27 protein-coding genes and 1 tRNA gene are annotated in these 22,731 nt (G+C 59.3%); 17 read left to right on the forward strand and 11 right to left on the reverse strand.

What is annotated here, in order from left to right:
* Positions 1–172: 172 nt before the first annotated feature.
* From AC07VV_RS13630 to AC07VV_RS13665, 8 genes are all read left to right on the forward strand, one after another.
* Entirely contained in the window at positions 173–1,660 is a 1,488-nt protein-coding gene (locus AC07VV_RS13630) for a sensor domain-containing diguanylate cyclase (protein WP_495036500.1), read from the forward strand.
* Positions 1,661–1,664: 4 nt separating this feature from the next.
* Positions 1,665–1,883, forward strand: a complete 219-nt coding sequence (locus tag AC07VV_RS13635) for a cysteine-rich CWC family protein (protein ID WP_493065434.1) — start codon at positions 1,665–1,667, stop codon at positions 1,881–1,883.
* Positions 1,884–1,916: 33 nt separating this feature from the next.
* A complete protein-coding gene (locus AC07VV_RS13640; protein WP_495036501.1) occupies positions 1,917–2,609 on the forward strand; it encodes a pseudouridine synthase in 693 nt (230 codons plus the stop codon).
* 316 nt (positions 2,610–2,925) lie between these two features.
* Positions 2,926–3,810 (forward strand): alpha/beta fold hydrolase, encoded by an 885-nt coding sequence (locus tag AC07VV_RS13645; RefSeq protein WP_249485023.1) that lies wholly within the window; start codon positions 2,926–2,928, stop codon positions 3,808–3,810.
* 168 nt (positions 3,811–3,978) lie between these two features.
* Positions 3,979–4,052: transfer RNA gene (locus AC07VV_RS13650), tRNA-Gly, on the forward strand.
* Positions 4,053–4,493: 441 nt separating this feature from the next.
* The gene (locus AC07VV_RS13655; protein WP_495036502.1) at positions 4,494–4,673 is read left to right on the forward strand and encodes a type II toxin-antitoxin system HicA family toxin; all 180 of its coding nucleotides are present in this window, start codon (positions 4,494–4,496) and stop codon (positions 4,671–4,673) included.
* A 36-nt stretch (positions 4,674–4,709) separates the two neighbouring features.
* Positions 4,710–5,117: a type II toxin-antitoxin system HicB family antitoxin gene (locus AC07VV_RS13660; RefSeq protein ID WP_495036503.1), complete on the forward strand. Its 408-nt coding sequence runs from the start codon at positions 4,710–4,712 to the stop codon at positions 5,115–5,117.
* Positions 5,118–5,351: 234 nt separating this feature from the next.
* Positions 5,352–6,080 (forward strand): class I SAM-dependent methyltransferase, encoded by a 729-nt coding sequence (locus AC07VV_RS13665; protein ID WP_495036504.1) that lies wholly within the window; start codon positions 5,352–5,354, stop codon positions 6,078–6,080.
* Between the two features lie 40 nt (positions 6,081–6,120).
* On the opposite strand, the gene tam is transcribed toward AC07VV_RS13665, so the two are convergent.
* Positions 6,121–6,891: a trans-aconitate 2-methyltransferase gene (gene tam / locus AC07VV_RS13670; RefSeq protein WP_495036505.1), complete on the reverse strand. Its 771-nt coding sequence runs from the start codon at positions 6,889–6,891 to the stop codon at positions 6,121–6,123.
* A gap of 372 nt (positions 6,892–7,263) precedes the next feature.
* Between tam and AC07VV_RS13675 the strand changes: the two genes are divergently transcribed.
* From AC07VV_RS13675 to AC07VV_RS13685, 3 genes are all read left to right on the forward strand, one after another.
* Entirely contained in the window at positions 7,264–7,767 is a 504-nt protein-coding gene (locus AC07VV_RS13675) for an inclusion body family protein (protein WP_007957947.1), read from the forward strand.
* Positions 7,768–7,890: 123 nt separating this feature from the next.
* The gene (locus AC07VV_RS13680; protein WP_495036506.1) at positions 7,891–8,430 is read left to right on the forward strand and encodes an AidA/PixA family protein; all 540 of its coding nucleotides are present in this window, start codon (positions 7,891–7,893) and stop codon (positions 8,428–8,430) included.
* A gap of 140 nt (positions 8,431–8,570) precedes the next feature.
* Entirely contained in the window at positions 8,571–8,981 is a 411-nt protein-coding gene (locus tag AC07VV_RS13685; RefSeq protein WP_495036507.1) for a low affinity iron permease family protein, read from the forward strand.
* A 48-nt stretch (positions 8,982–9,029) separates the two neighbouring features.
* Here the strand turns inward: AC07VV_RS13685 and AC07VV_RS13690 are convergent, their stop codons facing one another.
* The 8 genes from AC07VV_RS13690 to AC07VV_RS13725 all read right to left on the reverse strand — a co-directional run bounded on the left by AC07VV_RS13690 (position 9,030) and on the right by AC07VV_RS13725 (position 14,844).
* Positions 9,030–9,533 carry a DUF4142 domain-containing protein gene (locus AC07VV_RS13690; RefSeq protein WP_096819437.1) on the reverse strand — a complete coding sequence of 168 codons (504 nt, stop codon included), beginning with the start codon at positions 9,531–9,533 and terminating at the stop codon, positions 9,030–9,032.
* Between the two features lie 75 nt (positions 9,534–9,608).
* Entirely contained in the window at positions 9,609–9,764 is a 156-nt protein-coding gene (locus AC07VV_RS13695; RefSeq protein WP_077045875.1) for a KGG domain-containing protein, read from the reverse strand.
* 117 nt (positions 9,765–9,881) lie between these two features.
* Positions 9,882–11,231, reverse strand: a complete 1,350-nt coding sequence (locus AC07VV_RS13700; RefSeq protein ID WP_102622191.1) for a sensor domain-containing protein — start codon at positions 11,229–11,231, stop codon at positions 9,882–9,884.
* 77 nt (positions 11,232–11,308) lie between these two features.
* Positions 11,309–11,947 (reverse strand): LysE family translocator, encoded by a 639-nt coding sequence (locus tag AC07VV_RS13705; protein ID WP_495036508.1) that lies wholly within the window; start codon positions 11,945–11,947, stop codon positions 11,309–11,311.
* Between the two features lie 60 nt (positions 11,948–12,007).
* Complete coding sequence (fos, locus tag AC07VV_RS13710) at positions 12,008–12,424, reverse strand: fosfomycin resistance glutathione transferase (RefSeq protein WP_495036509.1); 417 nt, start codon at positions 12,422–12,424, stop codon at positions 12,008–12,010.
* A gap of 4 nt (positions 12,425–12,428) precedes the next feature.
* Entirely contained in the window at positions 12,429–13,145 is a 717-nt protein-coding gene (locus AC07VV_RS13715) for a PA3715 family protein (RefSeq protein WP_249485033.1), read from the reverse strand.
* Positions 13,146–13,180: 35 nt separating this feature from the next.
* The gene (locus tag AC07VV_RS13720) at positions 13,181–13,912 is read right to left on the reverse strand and encodes a PA3715 family protein (protein WP_495036510.1); all 732 of its coding nucleotides are present in this window, start codon (positions 13,910–13,912) and stop codon (positions 13,181–13,183) included.
* A gap of 20 nt (positions 13,913–13,932) precedes the next feature.
* Positions 13,933–14,844: a LysR family transcriptional regulator gene (locus AC07VV_RS13725; RefSeq protein ID WP_495036511.1), complete on the reverse strand. Its 912-nt coding sequence runs from the start codon at positions 14,842–14,844 to the stop codon at positions 13,933–13,935.
* A gap of 78 nt (positions 14,845–14,922) precedes the next feature.
* Here AC07VV_RS13725 and AC07VV_RS13730 point away from each other — a divergent pair, with 78 nt between their 5' ends.
* From AC07VV_RS13730 to AC07VV_RS13740, 3 genes are all read left to right on the forward strand, one after another.
* Positions 14,923–15,411, forward strand: coding sequence for a DMT family transporter (locus AC07VV_RS13730; protein ID WP_495036512.1), 489 nt, complete (start codon positions 14,923–14,925; stop codon positions 15,409–15,411).
* Positions 15,412–15,620: 209 nt separating this feature from the next.
* The gene (locus AC07VV_RS13735; protein ID WP_495036513.1) at positions 15,621–16,856 is read left to right on the forward strand and encodes an aminotransferase class I/II-fold pyridoxal phosphate-dependent enzyme; all 1,236 of its coding nucleotides are present in this window, start codon (positions 15,621–15,623) and stop codon (positions 16,854–16,856) included.
* 17 nt (positions 16,857–16,873) lie between these two features.
* Complete coding sequence (locus AC07VV_RS13740) at positions 16,874–18,040, forward strand: MFS transporter (protein WP_495036514.1); 1,167 nt, start codon at positions 16,874–16,876, stop codon at positions 18,038–18,040.
* Here the strand turns inward: AC07VV_RS13740 and yiaY are convergent.
* Positions 18,037–19,185 (reverse strand): L-threonine dehydrogenase, encoded by a 1,149-nt coding sequence (yiaY, locus tag AC07VV_RS13745; RefSeq protein WP_495036515.1) that lies wholly within the window; start codon positions 19,183–19,185, stop codon positions 18,037–18,039. The two genes, AC07VV_RS13740 and yiaY, sit on opposite strands and share 4 nt — an antisense overlap.
* 155 nt (positions 19,186–19,340) lie before the next feature.
* On the opposite strand from yiaY, the gene AC07VV_RS13750 reads away from it, so the two are divergent.
* The gene (locus AC07VV_RS13750; RefSeq protein WP_249485040.1) at positions 19,341–20,360 is read left to right on the forward strand and encodes a DUF4917 family protein; all 1,020 of its coding nucleotides are present in this window, start codon (positions 19,341–19,343) and stop codon (positions 20,358–20,360) included.
* On the opposite strand, the gene AC07VV_RS13755 is transcribed toward AC07VV_RS13750, so the two are convergent.
* A complete protein-coding gene (locus AC07VV_RS13755) occupies positions 20,361–20,903 on the reverse strand; it encodes a helix-turn-helix domain-containing protein (RefSeq protein ID WP_085747256.1) in 543 nt (180 codons plus the stop codon).
* Positions 20,904–21,011: 108 nt separating this feature from the next.
* Between AC07VV_RS13755 and AC07VV_RS13760 the strand changes: the two genes are divergently transcribed.
* Both AC07VV_RS13760 and AC07VV_RS13765 read left to right on the forward strand, forming a co-directional pair.
* Positions 21,012–21,794, forward strand: a complete 783-nt coding sequence (locus AC07VV_RS13760) for an aldolase (RefSeq protein ID WP_007957912.1) — start codon at positions 21,012–21,014, stop codon at positions 21,792–21,794.
* A 26-nt stretch (positions 21,795–21,820) separates the two neighbouring features.
* A complete protein-coding gene (locus AC07VV_RS13765) occupies positions 21,821–22,702 on the forward strand; it encodes a dihydrodipicolinate synthase family protein (RefSeq protein ID WP_096819449.1) in 882 nt (293 codons plus the stop codon).
* Positions 22,703–22,731: the final 29 nt, after the last annotated feature.

Raw genomic sequence — 22,731 nt, forward strand, 5'->3', positions numbered from 1 at the left:
ACAGACCGGCTGACAAGAGTTTTGACTGGCAAACCGCAACCGAGTGCCAACTTCCAGCGCCCGTCGGATCAGCGGCGCAACAGGCTGCTCATTTCAGGCAAATATGCCGCAACCTTTTCCTCGTCACTGCCACTAGAATGCTGCCATCGGGCCACCGTCGACGGAAATGCCAATGCCGCTCAGATCTGCGTTTTACTCTCAACGTTCGCTGGTACTGACGCTGGTCGCCCTCCTCGGCGCAGGCTTCCTCGCCACCTCACTGCTCAGCTACTACGCCTCGCGGGCATCGATCCGCGACAACATCGTCAACACCGAACTGCCGCTGACATCCGACACGGTGTATTCGGAAATCCAGAAAGACCTCGTCAGACCGATCCTGATTTCCTCGATGATGTCCCGCGACACCTTCATGCGCGACTGGGTGGTGAACGGCGAAAAAGACAGCGACCAGATGACCCGCTATCTCGACGAGGTCATGACCCACTACGGCGCCTACACCGCGTTCTTCGTCTCCAACAGCACCCACACCTACTACCACGCCAAGGGAGTGCTCAAGCAGGTGAAAATCGACGAGCCGCGCGACGCCTGGTACTTCCGGGTGCGCGACATGAAGGATCCGTACGAGATCAACGTCGACCCGGACCTGGCCAACAAAGACAACATGACCTTCTTCATCAACTACAAGGTCTACGACTACAACGATCGCTTCATCGGCGCCGCCGGCGTCGGGCTGACCGTGGATGCGGTGATCAAGCTGATCGACAAGTACCAGCAGCGTTATCAACGCAGCGTTTACTTCGTCGACACCTTCGGCCGGCTGGTACTGACCGGCGCCGAGGGCGGGCCGGAAGGTGCGCGGGTCGGGAAAAGCCTGACCGACCTCGACAGTATGAAAGGTCTGGTCAGCCAATTACCCAAACCCCACAGCGGCAGCTACGAATATTCCGCCCACGGCCAGGGACATTTCCTCAACGTGCGGTTCATTCCGGAGCTGAACTGGTACCTGTTCGTCGACAAGCGCGAAGACGGCGCGCTCAGCGAAATCCGCCAGTCGCTGTACCTCAATCTGCTGATCTGCCTGCTGGTGACGCTGATCGTGCTGGCCCTGGTCAACCGGTTGATCCGGCGCTATCAGGAAAAAATCCAGGCCCAGGCCACCCTCGACAGCCTCACTGAACTACCCAACCGACGCGGCTTCGACCTGCTCGCCGTGCAAGCTCTGCACGAAGCCCACCGCGAGCCGAAACCATTGACGGCGTTACTGCTGGATCTCGATCACTTCAAGGTGTTGAACGACACCTACGGGCACATGGCCGGCGATCAGGTGCTGATCGGGTTCGCTCGGGACCTGCAAAGTTGTCTGCGGCATTCCGACATCGTCTGCCGTTGGGGCGGTGAGGAATTTATCGTTCTGCTGAAGGACACTGACGGTGAGACCGGTCAGAAGATTGCCGAGAAGATCCGCCAACACGTCGAACAGCAGGACTATGCCTACAACGGTCACACCCTGAATCTGACGGTCAGCATCGGCGCCACCACCCTGCAACGGGATGACACCTTGCACAGCCTGCTGTCCCGGGCCGATCATGCGATGTACCGGGCCAAACAGACCGGCCGTAACCGCACCTGCGTGGAAATGCATCAATCGACCTATGCCTGACGCTCTGAACAAACCTGACCTCTGCCCGGCCTGCGGCGCCCGCAACGACTGCACCCTGGCCGACCCGCGCACCGCCGACCGTGCCTGCTGGTGCTACGGCGTGAGCATCGACCCGGCGGTCCTCGAAGCCCTGCCGCCGGAACTGCGCGACCAATCCTGCCTGTGCCCGCGTTGCGCCCAGGTCGAGGCGCAACTGCAAGCGGCAAAACGACCGATCCCGTAAGATGCGCGCCCCGCTTCCTGCCGATTCCTGATCATGCGCGTCGACCGTTTCCTCAGTAACCTGCCCCGCTACAACCGCAAGCAGGTTCGCCTGTTGCTGGTGGAAAAGCGCGTGCGCGTTGACGGAAAAGTCGTCAGCGACCCTCACAGCGAAGTCCTGGAATTCAGCCGCGTCGAAGTCGACGACGAAGTGCTGCAAAGCGGCAAACCGGCGCGCTATTTCATGTTGTACAAACCGCAGGGCTGCGTCAGCGCCACACGGGACCCCGAGCATCCGACCGTGCTCGACCTGATCCACGAGCCGGACAAGGACGACCTGCACATCGCCGGGCGCCTGGACTTCAACACCACCGGCCTGATGCTGATCACCAACGACGGCAGCTGGTCGCGGCGCCTGACCCAGCCGCAGACCAAACTGCCGAAGGTCTATTACGTCGAGACCGAACAGGACATCGGCCCGGAATATGCGATCAAGTTCGCCGAGGGGATCTACTTCGCCTTCGAGGACCTGACCACCCAACCGGCGCAGCTGGAGCTGCTCGGCCCGCGAACGGCGCGACTGAGCATCGTCGAGGGACGCTACCACCAGGTGAAGCGCATGTTCGGCCACTTCAACAACAAAGTGCTGCGCCTGCACCGCGAATCCATGGGCCCGCTGCCGCTGGATCACGCGCTAAAACCGGGCGAGTACCGCGCCTTGCGCACCGAAGAGATTCATTTGTTCTAAGCAGCCGACCGCTCAGCAGAAGTTGTCGAACAATTTACCAACGGCACTTGCGCGATCCGGATCCCCCTGCTTGAATCAGGACGTCGGCCAAATTGTGACCGATGAGTCACACATAACTTCTAAGAAACCTTTTGCCGGTAGAGAGCCCTCAGGGCTCCGCCTCAGCCGGCAGATTGCCCGCCAATAACAATACCCGTCGACCTGCCGTAACGGATCGACATGGGCTCCAAAATTCCAGGCGTATGCCTACCTGTCACAAAGCTCGTGCAATCTCTATTTGCGCGCATACCCGCTTGCTTGCCAGGAGTCTTATGACATGAGGCCAGAAATCGCTGTGCTGGATATACAGGGTCAGTATCGGGTTTACACGGAGTTCTATCGCGCAGACGCCGCAGAAAAGACCATCATCCTGGTCAACGGCTCGATGGCCACGACTGCGTCGTTTGCACAAACCGTGAAAAATCTGCACCCGCAATTCAACGTGGTCTGCTACGACCAGCCCTACGCGGGCAAGTCGAAAGTCCACAACCGCCACGAGAAACATCTGACGAAAGAAGTCGAAGGTCTGATCCTGCTGGAGCTGATCGACCACTTCGCGGCCGAACATGTGCTGTCGTTTTCCTGGGGTGGCGCCGCGACCATGGTCGCCCTTGCGCACCAACCCCGGCGCATCGAAAAAGCCGTGATCAGTTCGTTCTCTCCGGTGGTCAACGCGCACATGCTCGATTACCTTGAGCGCGGCGTCGAATGCCTCGGTAAACGCGACGGCGACCGGGTTGGCCATTTGGTCAACAACACCATCGGCAAACACCTGCCGTCGCTGTTCAAGCGCTTCAACTATCGCCATGTCAGCAGCCTCGCCGAGCACGAATACGGGCAGATGCACTTTCACATCAGCAACGTGCTGCACAGTGATCGCCAGTGCTATTTGAACGCGGCGAAGAAAATCAACGTACCGGTGCTGTTCATGAACGGCGAATGGGACGAATACACCGCCGCCGAAGATGCGCGCCTGTTCGGCAACCATGTGGCGCAGAGTACCTTCACCACCCTGCAAGCCACCGGTCACTTCCTCGACATGGAACACAAGTCGGCCTGCCGGGACAGCCAGAACGCCCTGCTCGGTTTCCTGAAACCGGCGCAACAGGCCAGCCGAACGCGTTACCAGCTAGTCCAGGATCACCATGCATTGGCCATTTGAAACAGTGTCGTCGCGAGCAAGTCTGCGGGGCTGAGTTTTAGTCGTCCTCCAGCCCGCAGGCTTGCCCGCGATAGACCGATCCGGCTCTGATTCAGGCTTTTCCACTCGCCACACGCAAAGAAAACTTCAAATCCGTGGCCGAGTCTGGTACAAAGTCAGCCGCTCTGAGCGGGTGTCGTATAATGGCATTACTCCAGCTTCCCAAGCTGATAACGAGGGTTCGATTCCCTTCACCCGCTCCAATCGAATTTAAGTCCTGCGTCGTGGTTTGACGGGGGATTCGGAAACAGAAAAAACCGGCCTTGATGGCCGGTTTTTTTGTGCCTAGGATTTGGAGCGAATCCCCCCAATACGCCGGGGGCGGACATTACTTCGACTGCTTAACTCCATTTAACAGTGGGTTATCGCGCCAAAATCGGGATAAGCCACAAAATATTGGAGTTAGAACCTGCCTCAAAAATTTACTTTGGTCAGGGACCCACGTCTGTTCAGCCTTAACACCAACCCATTGGATTTCATGGAAACGGCCCGCAATACACTCCCAATCCTGCTGAAGTATCCCCGCCTAGACTCTTTCATGAACACCAGCTCCATCAAAGGATGATGACCGCTCGGTGGTTATAGTGTTGATCGAGAAAAAATCGTGGGTATAGTACCCACCAAGCACACCACAAGGAGGTGTTGTGAATAGCCGTTTTCTAATTGGCCAACTCGTCGCAGACTGTTGGTATCTGGTGCGGATCAAGGGTAGTCATCATCACTTCAAGCATCCGGCCAAACCTGGTCTGGTTACGGTGCCTCACCCGAAGAAAGATCTGCTCAAGAAAACGGCCATCAGTATTTTGCAGCAGGCGTTGCTTTGACTCGCTCGGTCAGCAGCGCCCAGGAGGACAACACATATGCTTTACCCGATCGCGATTTCAATGGGTGATGAAGGACATGCCTGGGGAGTGGAGGTGCCGGATATTCCGGGCTGCTTCTCCGCTGGAGATGATCTGGACGACGCAATGGCCATGGCCCGTGAAGCCATCGAAGGCCACTTCGAGATTCTGGCCGAAGACGGTTCACCGATCCCGCCCGCCAACAAGGTCACGCTGCATGCCGCCAATCCAAAATACGCGGGCTGCACATGGGCGTTGGTAGACATCGATGTAACCAAATACCTGGGCAAAGCTCAGAAACTCAACATCACTTTGCCGGGCTATCTACTCAACCGTATCGATGAATACGTGTTGCACCATCCGGAGGAAAAAAGCCGCTCCGGGTTCTTGGCTTCGGCGGCGCTCAAGGTGTTGCAGCAGGGTTGAACTGAATACTGAAAGCCGGTCTTGAAGACCGGTTTCTTGCTTCTACGAAAAACTGCGATTACAGATCCCCAACACTCCGCCTGTTCTCACCCTCGCCACGACCCGCTAGCATTTCCCCATTGCCCATCCCCCTCCCCCTGCGCGGCCATCGACGAATACGCGCCATCACCTTTCGAGGGATTCAAAACCGTGGCCTCCGAGCCACCCAAATCAAATCAAAAGAGCACCAAACCCATGACCCAGAACATCTACGACGACCCCGAATTTTTCCAGGGCTACAGCCAGATGAACCGCTCCATTGGCGGCCTCGATGCCGCACCGGAATGGCCGGCGCTGAAAGCCTTGTTGCCGTCCCTCCACGGTTTACAGGTAGTGGATCTGGGCTGCGGCTACGGTTGGTTCTGCCGCTGGGCCAGTGAACAGGGCGCAGCCGAGGTACTGGGGCTGGATGTCTCGGAGAAAATGCTCGAACGGGCGAAGGAAACCACATCAGCCACGAACATCCGCTACGAACGTGCCGACCTGGAACAGCTCGATTTGCCTACATGTACATTCGATCTGACCTATAGCTCGCTGGCGCTGCATTACATCAAGGATCTTTCGGGGCTGTTCGCCAAACTGCATGCGGCGCTTAAACCCGGTGGGCATTTTGTGTTTTCCATCGAGCACCCGATCTTCATGGCGCCGCGCAATCCGGGCTGGCTGATCGACGGCGAAGGCAACAAGCGCTGGCCGCTGGACAGCTATCAGATGGAAGGCGAGCGGGTGACCAACTGGCTGGCCGACGGCGTGATCAAGCAACATCGCACGGTCGGGACGCTGCTCAACGCGTTGATTGGCGCCGGGTTCACCATTCAACACGTCAATGAATGGGGCCCGAGCGATGCAGAAGTGGCCGCGCAACCGGCGCTCGCTGAAGAGCGGGAGCGACCAATGATGATGCTGGTCGCCGTACAGCGCTGACCGAAAAAGAAGGGGCCGATCAACTCGGCCCTTTTTCGTATCAACGTGTGGCGACAATGAACAACCGAGGGAACGGCAACAACACCGAACCATCCGCCAACGCCGGATAAGCCTTGGCAACCTCCACCAGATATTGCGCCAGATACTCCGCCCGCTCCGTTTCCGTCAGCGGACTGAGGAACGGAATCAAACCGCTGCCCTTGAACCATTCAACGACGCCTGAAGCCCCGCCCGCCAATTGATGGTGATACGTGGTGCGCCACACATCGATCCGCGCGCAATGCGGGCGCAGCATCGAGAAATAGGCACTGGCATCCGCCATTTCGGTCCGTTGCCCCGCCGCACCCGCCAGTTTGCTGGCCCACGGCCCATTGGCGGCCACTTCGCGCATCAACCGATGAGACGGCTCATTCAGGTTGTCCGGCATCTGGATCGCCAGACTGCCACCCGACGCCAACTTGCCTGCCAACGTCGGCAGCAACGTCCCGTGATCCGGCACCCACTGCAACACCGCGTTGGCGAAGATCACATCGAATGGCCCTTCATCGGCCCATTTATCAATGTCCGCCACCTCGAACTGCAACTGCGGCAGACGCTTGCGCGCGGCGGCGATCATGTCCGCCGAGCTGTCGAGCCCCTGCACTTTCGCCCCCGGAAAACGCTCCACCAGAAGCTCGGTCGAGTTGCCGGGACCACACCCGATATCAACCACGGAGCGCGCCTCGGGCGTGGGAATCGCCGCCAGCAAGTCTCGGGCCGGGCGGGTGCGTTCATCTTCAAAAGCGACGTATTGCTTGGCGGACCAGGTCATTGCGTTCTCCTGTCGGGGCATTCCAGCGGTTCGTTACGATATAGGCTGGGCAGCACTCAGCTCCAGACCGACAGATTGCAAACCCTGTCCGGCGTTTCGCTGCTTATCGCCAAATCGCTGGGAGTTATCACTAAATTGACCGTCCGTCGAACTGATTAAACGCAATTTTGACAGCCTGCAATACCTGCCTATAGTCAATTTGCGGCAATCGGAAGGAACCCGATCTATCAGTTGTCCTGCAGGGAGCAGGTCCGCTCATCTCTCGTGACCGATGGGTTCCGGCAGTAGTGTGCTCGCAACGGCCGAATGGCAAGCAACGTTGTCGTGCCTGAAACAAATATCAGGCAATCACTATGAACAAGGAGCTTTACCATGTCTCGAGTCACGGATGTGCTGGTCACGATCGACACCGAAACCATTCTGAAAAAGTATCCCGGCATCAGCAAAGACCCGAAAAACCCGACGCTGATCGACTGGCATCATGTGTACATGGTCACCAACCAGGACAACGTGGTCAGCGGCCAGGCCGGTGGTGAACTGGACCTGAAGGCACAGGTCGGCGATTTGATTCGCTGGCGTGAAACCAGCCTGTCGCAAAGCTTCGAAACCGCCGTGATCTTCTACAAATTCATCGGCAACCAGGGCGCCGACCTGATCTCCCCGCCCTCGCCGCGCAAGGCTACGGCCTGTGTTGCGGTGCCAAACACCAGCAATCCATCGGTGCCGAGCTGCCAGAAAGTCGATAACCACTACTGGTCGTCGGAGACCCTTTCGTGCGGTCGCGTGACCTATCACTTCCACTTCCTGATCGTTGACCGCAACTGCCAGATCATCGGCTGCTGCTCGTGGGATCCGTTCATTTCCATTCACAACTGACGTTGCTTCGGGCTCCTTGGCGACAAGGGGCCCGACGGATTCGCTACCGCCTCGGCCATACCAGGATGCACGGCCGGCCGAAGCGGTTGGCGTCTTGCGCCAACATCATGAAAGGAATCCATGATGACCTCCGAACCGATCCCCTCACCGTCTTCCGTCACCGAGAACGCGCACAATATTCTGTTGATCGTCGATGCCGAATCAATACGCGCGCGCTACCCGGCCCCCAGTCTGGATGCCAGTTCACCGACGAGCATCAGCGATGGATTCGTCTTTTTTGCTACAGATGACAGTCCTCAAAAAAAAGCAAAAAATGACAGCAATATAACTTTACCCATCGACATTGGTCGTATTGTCCATTTGCGCGGGAGAACCGTCAGCCTCATCGCCGAGTACAGCGTTGTGGTCTATGACATGACAATCGATACCAGCAACGTCCTTTCAGGGCTTCACCTGGAAGTTCACCCGAACCTCACCATTCCCGCTCCCAACCCCAGCGCTCCAACTGAACCCGTTAGCCAAAAGGCCCACGATCATTTCTGGGCGTGCACGACGAAGGCATCGGGCATGGCCAGACTCGAAATGAACTTCATGCTGGTCAATCAGCAATGTGAGGCCGTGGGGTATTTCAGGTGGACTGCAAACATAGAGGTGACGAACTAGTCGTAAAAAACCGGCCACTTGGGCCGGTTTTTTTCAGTCGTAGTAGCCGACTGTCGTGAGGCAACAAAGGGTTGTCAGTAGAATTTTCCCATCCCCACCGATGTCTGAATTTCAAGCTCCCCCCAACAAGGAACACAGCCATGAAATTCGCAAAGGTTTCGCAGACGCTGGCACTCTGGGCCGGCAGCCCCAAGACGTTCATGGGGGCTTTGATTCTGATTGGGTTGTGGGGGTTGAGCGGGCCGTTTTTTCATTTCAATGACACCTGGCAACTGATCATCAATACCTCGACCACGATCATCACGTTTCTGATGGTGTTTCTGATCCAGAACACCCAGAACCGCGACACCGACATCCTGCATTTGAAACTTGATGAGTTGCTGCGGGTAAACAAAGAGGCGCAGAACGCGATGCTCGGGCTGGAGTCGCTGGACCTCAAGCAACTGGAAGCCCTGCGCAGGCACTACCGCGCCATGGGTGAAGGTGAAGTGTTCGATCTTGAGGGGCTCGGCCACAAGAGCAAACCGAAACAGGACTTGAATGATTGTTGAGCAAAACAAAAAACGGCGCCTTGAGCGCCGTTTTTGTTTTAACCGACCTCAGCGGCTGGCCTGTAGAGCCCGGGCCATTTGCAGGTGGTTTTGCAGCTTCGGCAGGGTTTCGTCGGCGAAGGCTTTGATTTCTGGCACGTCGGTGGTCTGGGCTTCCTGCTGGATCTGTTCGATGGCCTCTTCCGTGGCTTTGACCTGACTGGCGGCGTAAGCCTGATCGAAGGTCGCGCCGTCCTTCACTTCCGGCATCAATGCCTTGGCCTTGTCGGCGACCTCTTCACGGGGGGCCACAGGCAAGTCCAGCTTCTTGGCAATTTTTGCCAAATGCTGGTTGGCGGTGGTGCGGTCGTTGATGACCACGATGGTGTAGTCCTTGACCTCTTTGGACTCGGACTTCTGGTGCGCCAGACGACTGGCCTCGATGTCGGCCATGCCTTTGGCCGAAGCTTCGTTGATGAAGTCGGCGGGCGACTGGGCGAACGCACTGCCGGCACACAGTCCCAGCAGGGTGACAAAACTGAAGTTGCGTACTCGGGTGGCCATCCGGTTCATGGTCGCGCCCTCCTTCTCTCGAAATTCAAGCGGGAGCTTTCGCCCCCGCCTCTCAATCAAAACAACCTTCGCCGACTACTTCGATTTCTGAGCAGGCTTGCGGCCCATGTCGGTTTTTGGCTCTTTGTCGACCGTCGTGGTGGTGGTTTTCCCACCTTTGCGACCGGCTTCAGACGCCTTGGTTCGATCGTTGGCGAAGTTTCCCGAGTTCGAGTTTCTTGAGTTAGGCATGATTCTCTACCTCTTGGTATTGATCGTAGGCGAGCTGCTGCCCGCCTAGATTGAGAATTTCCTGACCGCCAAAGGTTTAGAAAAGTTGCCGTTGTCGCGACGAACGGATGATGTCAGTCAGATATCCCGTGCCCGGTGATTCTGCCGTTTGGCGGCATACATGGCCTGGTCGGCGTGGCGGAACAGTTGTTGTTCTTCGCTGCCGTGCTCGGGATAACGGGCGACGCCGATGCTCGGTTCGATGTGCAGGTTGTGCCCGTCCAGACGCATCGGTTGCACCAGAATCTGTCGGATTTTTTCCGCCACGCTGTCGGCATCTTCGGCGGCGTGAACGCTGTGCAGCAGCACCACGAATTCATCGCCACCAATGCGCGCCACGGTGTCGGTGTCGCGCACGCAGCCCTTGAGACGGTTGGCCACAGTTTGCAGCAGCATGTCGCCAACGGCGTGGCCAAAGGTGTCGTTGACCTGTTTGAAGCGATCCAGATCGACATACAGCAGCGCCATGAACCCCGACTGCTCCCGCGCACCCGCAAGCGCAGCCTTGAGCCGATCACGCAGCAATTCGCGGTTGGGCAACTGGGTCAACTGATCGTATTGCGCCATTCGCCGCAGACGGGCGTGTAATTGCTGGCGCTCGATGGCCGTGGCGACCTGGGCGCAGACGTATTGCAGCAGTTCCTTGTCGCGCTCGGTGTAGCGCTCGCCGCCGGCCAGGCTTTTGACGATCAGCGCGCCAATGGTGCCGTTCTTCGAATTCAGAGGCACGCCGAGCCAGCACGGCGATTGCTGCCCCGCCACCAACGCTTCGAAACCCGGCGGTGCGTGCGGGCAATCCGGGGTCAGCAGGATCGGCTGGCCGCTGCGGATCACCTCGGCGCACAGCCGTCCGGTCACGGTGCCGGGCTGCTCCGGTTGCAACTCGTCATCGTCGACGTGATAGGGAAAGTTCAGCTGTGCGCAGTGTTCGTCGTACAGCGCCACGGAGAAATTCAGCGCCGGCAGCCACTCGCCAATGATCATGTGAATGCGCTTGAACAGCGCCAGCAGATCCTCCGCCGCATGCGCCGCTTCGGAGATCGCATACAACGCCGCCTGACGGGATTCGGCGAGTTTGCGCTCGGTGATATCCCGAGCCACGGCAATGCGCAGTTGATCGACTTCAGACCAGCGCGCCGACCACAGAATGTGCACGAGGCTGCCGTCCTTGCGCACGTAGCGGTTTTCGAAGTTGTGCTTGGGCTCGCCGCCCATGATGTCACTGGCGGCGGACAAGGTGCGTTCACGGTCGGCGGGATAGACGTAGTCGATCATCGACTGGCCGATCAGTTCGTCAGGCGTGTAGCCGAGAATCCGCTCGCAGGCTGCGCTGACAAAAACGAAACGACCCTGCTTGTCGACTGCGCACACGGCGTCCAGCAACAGATCGATATAACTCGCCAACGGTGCAGAATTTCGACTTTCCATGGTTCAGCGTGGGTGTCCGGACAATGCAGCACTGATCAACCGTCCCTGACCTCGACCTCGCATCCCAGCGATCACATTCAAGTCTTGTTCGGCATCAGCCCCGGTAGCGCATGCACCAGGGCGTTGATGGCGAAACCGATAAACATTACCCCGCACAACCGGGTGATGGCCAGTTCATGGCGCTGATACAGCGTACGCACCTGTCGGGCGCCGACAATGCCAATGAGAATAGCGTAGGCGAGCAATCCACCGAGGAAGCTCAAAGCGATCAGCATCGGCAGCATCGACCAGTTGAGCAGTTCGGCGCGGCTCGACAGCAGCGCGGTGAACGTCGCCACCGCCACCGGGTAGGCCTTGGGGTTGGTCAGGCCGAACAGGATGCCGTGCCAGAACGGCTGGCGCGCAGCGCCCTGTGGCTGATCGCCGTTACTGCGTTTGGCCCGTACGGCGCGCCAGCCAAGCCAGAACAGGTACAGACCGCTGAGTACGCCGAGTACATCGAACGCGGTACTGCCGATTTCCCGGGCGCCGACAATCGCGACCAACGCCGTGCTGCACCAGATCACATCGCCCAGCAGATGCCCGCACAGGAACCCCGCCCCGGCCCGCCGGCCCCGCGCAGCACCAATGCCGAACACCGCCAGCACACCCGGCCCCGGCGTGATGCCGTAGATGAAACCCGAGGCCAGCACGGCCATAAGCAACGATGGAGTCATGGAAAACCTGCAAGCGCCGGAAAACGTGGCCGCCAGTCTATCCCAGCGGTTTGTGAATATTCACGACTCGTTGAAAAAACGCATGCCTGCGTAGGGCTTTTGCCGACACGCGGCCAGTCGCGAGGCCAGATCGCCAACATGCGCTTCGAGCTTGTGGCCGTCCGGGTCAAGGAAGTAGAACGACGCACCTTCGCTGCGGTTGTCGCGCCATTCCCGCACGTTCGCGGCGCGAAGCTTTTGCACGAACCGTGGAAAGTCCGCGGCGTCGAGGCTGAAGGCGTAATGGGTGTAGTCGGCGGCGGGCTCGGGATTGCGCTTAGGATCGAGGGACAGGCACAACCACAGGCCCGGGAGCGACAGGTAGGCACCGGCGTCCCACGTGGCCTCGACCCGCAGATGCAGCACGTCGCGGTAGAACGCGAGGCTGCGATCCAGGTCGGTGACGGCGAGGGTCAGGTGGTTGAGGCCGGTGAGCATCGGATCAGTAACCTCTGAAGTCTTCGGGGATGGTGTATTGCTTGCCGTCGTAGGTCAGGGTGATCTGGGTTTTCTTCAGTGGGGAATCCTGGGAAACGCATTCCTTGCCGGATTTGACGGTTTTCATCGCCGTGCCGCTTGAAGTAATGATCAAGTCGGAATAACCGTTGTGGCTGGTCGGGCCGATTTCCACGGTTCGGCGAATTTGCTGCCCTTCACCCACACAGTTTTCCAGCCATTCACCGTTATTCTTGTAGACCACCAGGCCATCAAGTACCGGGCGCAGTTTATTACCCTCGCGTACATAGAGTGTCAGGTCGGTTTTTTCGTAGGGGATGGCACTTGAACTGTGCTCGAACTTCGAACGCAGACCAAAGGCACGGACATCCGGAGCCAGCCTGTAACGGGCCGTATCGATCACCAGGTCGTCGAACCGGATGGCATCAGTGTTGTAAGCCCCGGGTTTGGTGTAAGTGGCAATCGGCTTGGCGTTGGTGCTGTTCAGCACCGCCAGATCCAGATCAAACACACCCGCATCGTCACTTCCGGCGTCCGGTACATACGTGGACTTGAGGGCAATCACCTGCTCCTTGAATGCCGGCCATGGTTTGCAGCGCGAGAGCGATTGGTCGTCGTGATTCTTTGTCACGCAGGCCGGTTGCGCCTGAGCGGTGATCGCGAAAAAGCTGAGGGCGATGAAAAGTCGGGTCGGGGTGAGCATTGTTCTTCCTTGATAAAAGTCGCGTTGGTTCTGTATCACTCGATCGCCTGAAAACCTTTAGGCAAGACGTATGATTTTCCGTCGTAGTGAATTGTCGTCAACACCGGACTGCCGACACTGGTCTTGTCTTCACAATCATCGCCTTTGACGACATTGGTCGTCCCTGTCTGTCGGGTTTTGATGATCAGATCGGCATAACCATGGGAGCTGGTCTTGGCGATTTCTAGCGTTCTGGTTGTCTCATATCGCTCGCCGGTGCATTCACCGTCCCATTCGCCGCCGTACTGATAAACCACTAATCGCCGCAGGACGGGGCGCAACTTGGCGCCGTCTCTCACATAAAGAGAGAGATGCGTTTCTTCAAGCGGAATGAGGCGAGATCCGTTGGTGAACTGCACCCGGACTCCAAAAGCTCGAAGATCAGGGGCGAGCGTGTATCGAGCCGTATCGAGCGCAAGTTCCCGGAACGCTATGCCATCTGTTTTGAAGGCAGAAGCCTGGTGATGAGTTGCAATCGGATCCGTTTGGCCGTCTTTCAGAACAGACACATCCAAATTGTAGGAAGCGATCATCTCGGTATTTTCAGGTGCAGGGACGCGCTCCGATTTGGCGTTGATGATCAACCCGGGATAAGCCGGCCACTCCTTGCAAACAGAAAAATCCCGCTCGTTCGCCACCGGCGCAGGCACACAATCAGCCAACACCTGCCCCGCCATCAACGCGCCGCAAAGCGCCAGACACCCCATCACCCCAGACTTCACTGTCACGCCCCGCTCCTTGATGTTTTTCAGCCGCGCACTATCCCCTGCTCAATCCGCCGATTCAACCAGTTCAACGCCTGATCCCCACCCCGCCGCTTGTGCCACGCCGAGACAAAGGTGAACGGCGCGATCTCGAACGGCGGCGGCACGACGATCAGTGCCTCTTCATCAATATCGTTCAACGCCCGAGAGGCCACGGTCAGGATCAGATCCGTGCCGCTGATGAACTGCGGTGCAACGCTCCAATGCGGCAGGCTGATGGCGACGCGACGGCGTTCGCGCAGGGCGGTCAGGGTGCGTTCGATTTCCGGGGTGCCGCTGCCGCGCATTTCCAGCAGGACATGGGGACGGGAAAGATAAGTTGCCAGGTCGAGAACACCTCCGGCGGGTAGGCTCTGGCGATCCAGCAGGCAGACGTAGCGCTCCTCGAACAGCGGCGTGCTGTGTAATTCACCGGGGAGTTCCGGGAGCACACCGGCAGCGAGGTCGATGTCGCCGTTGAGCAAACCTTCGACCATCCCTTCGCGGCTGGCATGGCTGATTTGCAGGTCGATGCCCGGCGCTTCCGCGCGCAATGTACGAATCAGGCGAGGCAGGATGATCGCCGCGCCGTAGTCCGACATCGCAAGCCGAAAGGTCCGGCGCGCGCTGGCCGGATCAAAGGTGTTCGGCGCCAGCAGCGATTGCACCTGAGCCAAGGCCTCGGCCAGCGGCGCTACCAATTCAAGTGCCCGAGCGGTGGGCACTAGCCCCGAACCGGCCCGCACCAACAGCGGATCACCGAGCAAATCGCGTAAACGGGCCAGCGCATGGCTGACCGCCGGTTGGCTCAAGTGCAACCGCTCGGCGGCGCGGGTGACGTGCTGCTCGCTGAGCAAGGCGTCGAGGATCACCAGCAGGTTGAGGTCGATGCGCCGAAGATCATTCATCTGATGCATGTTCCTGATGACAAAACAGAATTTAAATCTGCGCGACGAATACCCTAGAGTCCAGCAAAACCTTGCTGGAGAACGATCATGAGTACGTTGCAGTGGGCCGGTCTGTTGTTGCTGGCGGTATTGGCCGGGGCGGTAGTGCCTTTTCAAAGTGCGATCAACACCAATCTGGCCCGGGGCCTGGGCCATCCGCTGTGGGCGACATTGGCGTCTTTGCTGGTCAGCGTGCTGGTGTTGTTGCCAGTGATTGCCGCGCTGCGACTACCGCTGCCATCGCTGGCGTTCATCGGCAAGGCGCCGCTGTGGATGTGGGCCGGTGGTGCGTTCGGGGTGTGTTTTGTGGCATTGGCGGTGATGCTGGTGCCGAAACTCGGGGCATCGGGGTTTGTCGCGCTCGCGTTGGCCGGACAAGTGCTGGCGTCGATGGCGCTGGACCACTTCGGGTTGTTCGGGCTGCTGGAGAAGCAACTCACATTGCCACGGGTATTCGGCGCGGTGCTGTTGATGGCGGGCGTGGTGTTGATCCAGTTCTCCCCGGCGCTGGAAAAGAGCGCCACCGCCGTCGGATAACAGGGCAAAGGTAAGCCCTTCACTCTAAGGGTTGTCGGGCATTTCATCGCCTTACAACCCGGCGAGGCATCGCCCTACAAGCAAAACTCCAACAGCCCTCAGCGCTATCGGATACAGCCGATTCTGAGCTTGCAAAGCCCTCTGTAAAGTCTGGCAACACACACAAATTGAAACACCCCATGGATTGCCATGCTCAAGGAGAGCTGCCTTTGAATCATCTGACGGATTCCCTCAACACCTTCTCCAACTATCGCAAAGTCATCGCTTTGGCAGACCACGACTGGGAGGCTGCCGAAGCCGGAAAAATCGCTGCTCTCAACGTCGAGGTCAAAGGCTGCAACCACTTGCTCGATCAACACGGGCGCCGGTTCCATCACTTTTGCACCACATCCTATCTGGGCCTCGACCATCACCCGGCCCTGCTTGAAGGTGCCATATCGGCGCTACGTGAAACCGGCACACTGCGCGTAGCCAACTCGAAAAATCGCTGCAAGCTGGCACTGCTCGATCAATACGAAAGCGAGCTGTCGCACTTGTTTGGCGCGGTGTGTCTGAGCAGTCTGTCCTGCAGCGCCGCGAGCGCCGGTATCCTGCCGCTGCTGGCCAGTGGCGTGTTCACGCACAACCGCCCGCCGGTGATGGTGTTCGATCGCCTGGCCCACTATTCGATGCATCACCTGAAAGCCAGTTGCGCCGATGAAACCCAGGTACTGACCTGCCCTCACAACGACATGGATTTTCTCGAATCGGTGTGCCAACGCCACACCACCGTCGCCTACATCGCCGACGGTGCCTACAGCATGGGTGGCGTCGCCAATCTGGACGGTCTGTTGTATCTGAAGGAACGCTATGGCCTGTTCCTGTATCTGGACGATTCCCACGCGTTGTCGGCGGTCGGCAGCAACGGTGCCGGTCTTGTGCGGCCAAGAATGCCGGCGCTGGAAGAGGATTGCCTGATCGTCGCTTCGCTGGCCAAATCGTTCGGCGCCAGCGGCGGTCTGGTGATGCTCGGCAATCAGCGCCAGAAAAAAATGATCCAGCGTTACGGCGGCCCGAGCAACTGGTCGCAAAGCCTTAATTGCGCGGCCATCGGTGCGGGCCTTGCCTCGATCCAGCTGCATCGCAGTGCAGAGCTGCGTGCATTGCAGGTTCGGCTCCAGGCCAATATTCGCTTGTTCGACAGCCTGTTGAGCACCGAACAGCACGGCAGCCCCATGGCCATTCGTTTGATCAACTGCGGCGAAGCCGCCCTGGCCACTCGAATTGCCATCGAACTGGCCGAACACGGCTTTTTCACCAGCGCGGTGTTTTTCCCGGTGGTGGCTCAAGGTAAAGCCGCGATCCGCGTTACTCTGCGTGCCGACATGGAAACCCCATTGATCCACCATTTCTGTGATCTGATCATCGAACTGTTACTGACTCACGGCGGCCATCGCGACCGCTGAACCTTCACGGACGACTCATGAACCCCAGCCTCATCCTGCTCATCACCTGCTCCACTGTGTTCCTCGCCCAACTGGGCATGAGTATCTACCTGCCGGCGTTGCCACAGATCGCCGGGCACTTGCAGGTCGATGCAACGCAGGTGGCCTGGGGCTTGTCGCTGTACCTGATCGGCATGGCGCTGCCGATGCTGCTCTGGGGCAGTCTGGCGCAGCGTATCGGTCGAAAACCGGTATTGCTGGCGGCGCTGGGGATTTATGGCCTCGCAAATCTGGCGCTGCCGCTGGGCTCGACACTGGAGTCGTTCCTGCTGATGCGACTGCTTCAGGGGATTGGCGCCAGCGGCATTTCGGTGATGGCGCGGGTGTTGATTCGTGACAGTTTCCAGGGTGATCTGCTGGCGAAAGCGCTGTCATGGATTTCGATTTCGTTCGTTGTCGCGCTCGGGATCGGGCAATACGCCGGCTCGCTCATTCAGGTGACGCTGGGCTGGCAGGCGATCTTCTATTTGCTGGGCGTGGTCAGTCTGATGATGGCCGCGATTGTCTCGCGCCTGAATTTTCCGGATCTTGTCGAGGCACCCGCAACCGCGTCGCCCTGGGCGGTCTACGGAAGGATTCTGACCTGTCGGGCGTTTCTTCTGCCGGCGCTCGCGGGCGGTCTGGGCTATGGCGTGATCATCGCGTTCAACAGCGCTGCGCCGTTGATTCTGCAAGGCCCGTTCAATTGGTCGACGACCGAATACGGACTGTTGGGCTGGCCGATCAGTGCGGCGTATTTTCTGGGGGCGCTGGCGGTCAATCGCTTTGTCTTGCGCACGGGTCAGCACCGGTTGATGACACTGGGGGTCGGGTTGGTGATGGCCGGCAGTGGGGTGATGCTGGCTGGCAGCCTGTTGGCCAGTTCGATGGCCTGGTTGCTTTGGCTGCCTTACTGCGTCGCCGTGTTCGGCCAGTCGCTGAATTATCCGATCAGCCTGTCACGGGCCAACGATGGAGCGCCGATTGCCGGCGCTTACGCGATGGCCCTGAGCGGTTTCATCCACCAGTTGATGGCCGCACTGATCGGCGCTGTGGCCAGCCTGTTCGCCAGTCCGCAAGCGTGGCCGCTGTCGCTGTTGTGTTGCGCTCTGGCGTTGGGCGCGGTGCTCTGCGTGAGGTTCGCGCCCGGTCGCCATCGCGCTTAAAACGCGCTGCGAAAAATCTCTTCGATCTGCCGTTGATCCGCCGCCCGAGGGTTGGTCAAACCGCAGGCGTCTTTCAGGGCGTTGGCGGCGAGTATCGGGATGTCGGTGCATTTGGCGCCGAGATCACGCAAGCCACCGGGGATATCGACGTCTTTGGCCAGGCAACGGATTGCGGCAATCGCGGCTTGCGCACCCTCCTCCGGGCTGAAACCACGAATGTCGGCGCCCATGGCATGGGCGACGGCGGTGAGGCGATCGGCGCAGACCAGCGCGTTGAACGTCTGCACATGTGGCAACAACACCGCGTTGCACACCCCGTGAGGCAAATCGTAGAAACCGCCCAACTGGTGCGCCATCGCATGCACGAAGCCAAGCGATGCATTGTTGAACGCCATGCCGGCGAGGAACTGCGCGTAGGCCATGTTTTCCCGCGCGGCGAGGTCGCTGCCGTCGCGAACCGCCAGGCGCAGGTTGTTGCTGATCAGGGTCATCGCCTTCAAGGCGCAAGCGTCGGTGATCGGGTTGGCGGCGGTGGAGACGTAGGCCTCGATCGCGTGGGTCAGTGCGTCCATGCCGGTGGCGGCGGTCAGGCCTTTCGGCATGGCGACCATCAGCGCCGGGTCGTTGACCGACAGCAGCGGCGTGACGTTACGGTCGACAATGGCCATTTTCACATGGCGGGTTTCATCGGTGATGATGCAGAAACGGGTCATCTCGCTGGCCGTGCCGGCGGTGGTGTTGATGGCGATCAGCGGCAACTGCGGCTTGGCCGATTGATCGACACCTTCGTAATCGCGGATCTGCCCGCCGTTGGTCGCGCACAGGGCGATGCCCTTGGCGCAGTCGTGGGGCGAGCCGCCGCCAAGGGACACCACGAAATCGCAGCGACTGTCCTTGAGCAGCGCCAGCCCGGCCTCGACATTGGCGATGCTCGGATTCGGCTTGGCGCCGTCGAAGATCACCGAATCGATGTCCTGCATCGCCAGTTTCTCGGCGATCATGGTCGCCACGCCAGCCTTGGCCAGCCCGGCGTCGGTGACGATCAGCGCTTTGCGGAAACCGTAGTTGCGAATCGCATTCATCGCTTCGTCGAGGCAGCCGCTGCCCATGATGTTTACTGCGGGAATGAAAAAGGTGCTGCTCATGGTGCGTCTCCTGACAGGGGCCGAATCGACTCCTGCGATTCGGCGGATGCATACAGGATCGACCGATCGGTCACGGCGGATGTTGATCTGGCTCAATGCCCGCTCGTGATAAAGTCGCCGCCCATCTGCCCCTTTGTTTTGAGACGTGCCCTGCAATGACCGATTTTCTGGATGTCGACGCCACACTCGAAGACTGGAACGCGTTGCGCGCCACCACCGACTTCCGTGGTTTGCTGGTGGGCAACGGCGCCAGCCGCGCGGTGTGGGACGATTTCGGCTACGACTCGCTGTTCGAAAGCGCCCGCACGGTGGAAGAAAAACCCCTGAGCCCGTCGGAACTGAGCGTGTTCGATGCGATGCAGACGCGCAGTTTCGAGCAAGTGCTCGGCGCGCTGAAAACCACCAGCCGGGTCAACAAGGCATTGGCTGTCAGCTCGGCCGCGCCGCGCAACCGCTACTACGCGATCAAGGAAGCGCTGATCAATGCCGTCCACGATTTGCACATTCCGTGGCGACTGGTCGAAGCGTCGACCCTGAGCATTCTGAACCGCGAACTGGCCAGTTACCGCACGGTGTTCACCACCAATTACGACCTGCTCAACTACTGGGCCCTGCAACACCAGGGCGAGGCCATCGACGACCTGTTCAACGGTCCCGACGCCAGTTTCGACTTGTGCGAAAGCCACACCGAAAAACCGCGTCTGCTGTACCTGCACGGTGGCCTGCATCTGGTGCGCAACCTGAACGGCAGCGCCCGCAAAATGACCGCTACCGAGGGCACGCTGCTGGGCAGCTTTGCGATCAACAACACGATCAAGACGCTCGATGATGTGCCGCTGTTCGTCAACGAAGGGCCGAGCGCGGACAAGCTCAAGACCATCCGCAGTTCCGATTACCTGTCGTTCTGCTACGACCAGCTACTCGCGCACGGCGACAGTCTGTGCATCTTCGGCCATGCCCTGGGCGAGCAGGACGATCACATCGTCCGCGCCCTGCGCCTGGCGAAACCGCAGACCGTGGCGATTTCGATCTATCCGCGCAGCGCGGCGTTCATCCAGCACCAGAAGCGCCACTACGCAAAAGTGTTCGAAGGCACAGGCGCCGAGTTGCGCTTCTTTGATTCGAAGAGCCATGCGCTGGGCCATCCGAAGCTGTCGGTACCGGTCGAGGTCTGATCACTCCTCGCTGCTGTGCACCACCACCAGCAACTGCGCCTGCACCTCGCCCACTGAGCGGATGCGATGGGGTTTCTGCGCATTGAAATGCAGCGCGTCGCCCCGCTCCAGCAGCACCCGTTCGTTCACGAAGTCCACTTCGACCCGGCCTTCGTGGACGAACAGGAACTCCTCGCCCAAGTGTTCCTTGAAGGTCTTGTCGGTGAATTCGCTCGGCGGATAGATGATGAACGGCAGCAGACTGCGCTCGCTGACCTGATGGGCCAGCACCGCATAACCCGGGCTGTGGTCGTTGGCCGCCAGTGACTGGCGCTCGTGGCTGCGCACCAGGCTGTAGCTATCGAGGCTGACGTTGTCTTCGGAGAACAATTCCTCGACCTTCACATTCAGCGCTTTCGCCAGTTTCAACGCGGCGGCAATCGACGGCGTGTTCAACCCGCGTTCGACTTTCGACAGATAACTCTTGGTCATGCCGGATTTCTCGGCCAGTGCCTCAAGGGTTACGCCAAGTTTTTTTCTCAATAATTTCAAACGGATAGACATGCGAAGCGATTAATCCAGCAAAGGAAAGACGATTTGTCCTTGCCAATGACACAAAGTGTCATATAGCCTCTTAAGTGTCATCCATGGCAACCACCACAGGACACGGATATGGCGAAGACATTAGCACTACCCAAAGACGAACTGGTCAAGCAAGCGCTGACCCAGATGCAAAAAAGCCTGGCGGATAATACGTGGACGGACCGGCAAAAGCTGGCCCTGACCTGCCGGATCCTCTTCGAGAACGGCCACGATTCGGGCCTCGCCGGGCAGATCACCGCCCGTGGCCCGCAGCCGGGCACTTACTACACTCAGCAACTGGGCCTGGGTTTCGATGAAATTACCGCGAGCAATCTGCTGCTGGTCAACGAAGACCTGGAAGTGCTCGAAGGCCACGGCATGGCCAACCCGGCCAACCGTTTCCACAGCTGGGTGTACCGCGCACGGCCGGACGTGAACTGCATCATCCACACCCATCCGACGCACATTGCCGCGCTGTCGATGCTCGAAGTACCGTTGCAGATTTCCCACATGGACCTGTGCCCGCTGTACGACGATTGCGCGTTCCTTGAAGGCTGGCCGGGTGTGCCGGTCGGTAACGAAGAAGGCGAATTGATTGCCGGCGCGTTGGGCGATAAACGGGCGATCCTGCTTTCCCACCACGGTCAACTGTCCACCGGCACGACCATCGAGGAAGCCTGTGTCATCGCGCAATTGATCGAGCGCGCCGCCAAACTGCAATTGCTGGCGATGGCCGCCGGGACGATCAAACCGATCATTCCCGAGCTGGGTCGCGAGGCCCATGACTGGGTGTCGAAACCCAAACGCCACGCTGCTGCCTTCAACTACTACGCCCGGCAGAACCTGCGTCAACACGCCGATTGCCTGAACTGAACAACTCATCCTTGCGGAGCACTCTCATGTCCAACATTCACGGCATCATCGGCTACACCATCACCCCGTTCGGCGCCAATGGCGAAGGTCTTGATTTGCCGGCCCTGGGTCGTTCGATCGATCGGCTGATCGACGGCGGCGTCCATGCCATCGCGCCGCTGGGCAGCACCGGCGAAGGCGCTTACCTAAGCGATGCGGAGTGGGACCAGGTCGCCGAATTCAGCATCAAGCACGTGGCCAAACGCGTGCCGACCGTGGTCAGCGTCTCCGACCTGACCACCGCCAAAGCCGTGCGTCGCGCCCGCTTTGCCGAAGCCCACGGCGCCGATGTGGTGATGGTGCTGCCGGCGTCCTACTGGAAGCTGACCGAGGCGGAAATCCTCGCCCATTACCGCGCCATCGGCGACAGCATCGGCGTGCCGATCATGCTCTACAACAACCCGGCCACCAGCGGCACCGACATGTCGGTGGAACTGATTCTGCGCATCGTCAACGGCGTGGAAAACGTGACCATGGTCAAGGAGAGCACCGGCGACATCCAGCGCATGCACAAGCTGCAACTGCTCGGCGAAGGCCAGGTGCCGTTCTACAACGGCTGCAATCCACTGGCGCTGGAAGCCTTTGCGGCCGGGGCCAAGGGCTGGTGCACGGCAGCACCGAACCTGATTCCGCAACTCAATCTGGATTTGTACGAGGCCACACTGGCGGGGGATCTGGGCAAGGCGCGGGAACTGTTCTACCGCCAGTTGCCGCTGCTGGATTTCATCCTCAAGGGCGGGTTGCCGGCGACGATCAAGGCCGGTCTGCGTGATACCGGGCTGGAAGTCGGTGATCCACGTTTGCCGGTATTTCCGTTGAGCGAGGCCGGGCGCAACCAGTTGCAGGCCATTCTCAAAACCCTGCGCTGATCTTCAAGCACTGCACAAAACCTGTGGGA

Source organism: Pseudomonas sp. GW821-FHT02C04 (assembly GCF_059421845.1).

Excerpts from the sequence above, each read along its gene's own strand:
- AC07VV_RS13740 (WP_495036514.1), top strand. The coding sequence starts at position 16,874 with ATGAACCCCAGCCTCATCCTGCTCATCACCTGCTCCACTGTGTTCCTC.
- AC07VV_RS13705 (WP_495036508.1), bottom strand. The coding sequence starts at position 11,947 with ATGACTCCATCGTTGCTTATGGCCGTGCTGGCCTCGGGTTTCATCTAC.
- AC07VV_RS13760 (WP_007957912.1), top strand. The coding sequence starts at position 21,012 with ATGGCGAAGACATTAGCACTACCCAAAGACGAACTGGTCAAGCAAGCG.
- fos (WP_495036509.1), bottom strand. The coding sequence starts at position 12,424 with ATGCTCACCGGCCTCAACCACCTGACCCTCGCCGTCACCGACCTGGAT.
- AC07VV_RS13765 (WP_096819449.1), top strand. The coding sequence starts at position 21,821 with ATGTCCAACATTCACGGCATCATCGGCTACACCATCACCCCGTTCGGC.
- AC07VV_RS13630 (WP_495036500.1), top strand. The coding sequence starts at position 173 with ATGCCGCTCAGATCTGCGTTTTACTCTCAACGTTCGCTGGTACTGACG.
- AC07VV_RS13665 (WP_495036504.1), top strand. The coding sequence starts at position 5,352 with ATGACCCAGAACATCTACGACGACCCCGAATTTTTCCAGGGCTACAGC.
- AC07VV_RS13715 (WP_249485033.1), bottom strand. The coding sequence starts at position 13,145 with ATGCTCACCCCGACCCGACTTTTCATCGCCCTCAGCTTTTTCGCGATC.
- AC07VV_RS13680 (WP_495036506.1), top strand. The coding sequence starts at position 7,891 with ATGACCTCCGAACCGATCCCCTCACCGTCTTCCGTCACCGAGAACGCG.
- AC07VV_RS13685 (WP_495036507.1), top strand. The coding sequence starts at position 8,571 with ATGAAATTCGCAAAGGTTTCGCAGACGCTGGCACTCTGGGCCGGCAGC.
- AC07VV_RS13695 (WP_077045875.1), bottom strand. The coding sequence starts at position 9,764 with ATGCCTAACTCAAGAAACTCGAACTCGGGAAACTTCGCCAACGATCGA.
- AC07VV_RS13750 (WP_249485040.1), top strand. The coding sequence starts at position 19,341 with ATGACCGATTTTCTGGATGTCGACGCCACACTCGAAGACTGGAACGCG.
- AC07VV_RS13755 (WP_085747256.1), bottom strand. The coding sequence starts at position 20,903 with ATGTCTATCCGTTTGAAATTATTGAGAAAAAAACTTGGCGTAACCCTT.
- AC07VV_RS13700 (WP_102622191.1), bottom strand. The coding sequence starts at position 11,231 with ATGGAAAGTCGAAATTCTGCACCGTTGGCGAGTTATATCGATCTGTTG.
- AC07VV_RS13730 (WP_495036512.1), top strand. The coding sequence starts at position 14,923 with ATGAGTACGTTGCAGTGGGCCGGTCTGTTGTTGCTGGCGGTATTGGCC.
- AC07VV_RS13660 (WP_495036503.1), top strand. The coding sequence starts at position 4,710 with ATGCTTTACCCGATCGCGATTTCAATGGGTGATGAAGGACATGCCTGG.
- AC07VV_RS13725 (WP_495036511.1), bottom strand. The coding sequence starts at position 14,844 with ATGCATCAGATGAATGATCTTCGGCGCATCGACCTCAACCTGCTGGTG.
- AC07VV_RS13675 (WP_007957947.1), top strand. The coding sequence starts at position 7,264 with ATGTCTCGAGTCACGGATGTGCTGGTCACGATCGACACCGAAACCATT.
- yiaY (WP_495036515.1), bottom strand. The coding sequence starts at position 19,185 with ATGAGCAGCACCTTTTTCATTCCCGCAGTAAACATCATGGGCAGCGGC.
- AC07VV_RS13645 (WP_249485023.1), top strand. The coding sequence starts at position 2,926 with ATGAGGCCAGAAATCGCTGTGCTGGATATACAGGGTCAGTATCGGGTT.
- tam (WP_495036505.1), bottom strand. The coding sequence starts at position 6,891 with ATGACCTGGTCCGCCAAGCAATACGTCGCTTTTGAAGATGAACGCACC.
- AC07VV_RS13640 (WP_495036501.1), top strand. The coding sequence starts at position 1,917 with ATGCGCGTCGACCGTTTCCTCAGTAACCTGCCCCGCTACAACCGCAAG.
- AC07VV_RS13690 (WP_096819437.1), bottom strand. The coding sequence starts at position 9,533 with ATGAACCGGATGGCCACCCGAGTACGCAACTTCAGTTTTGTCACCCTG.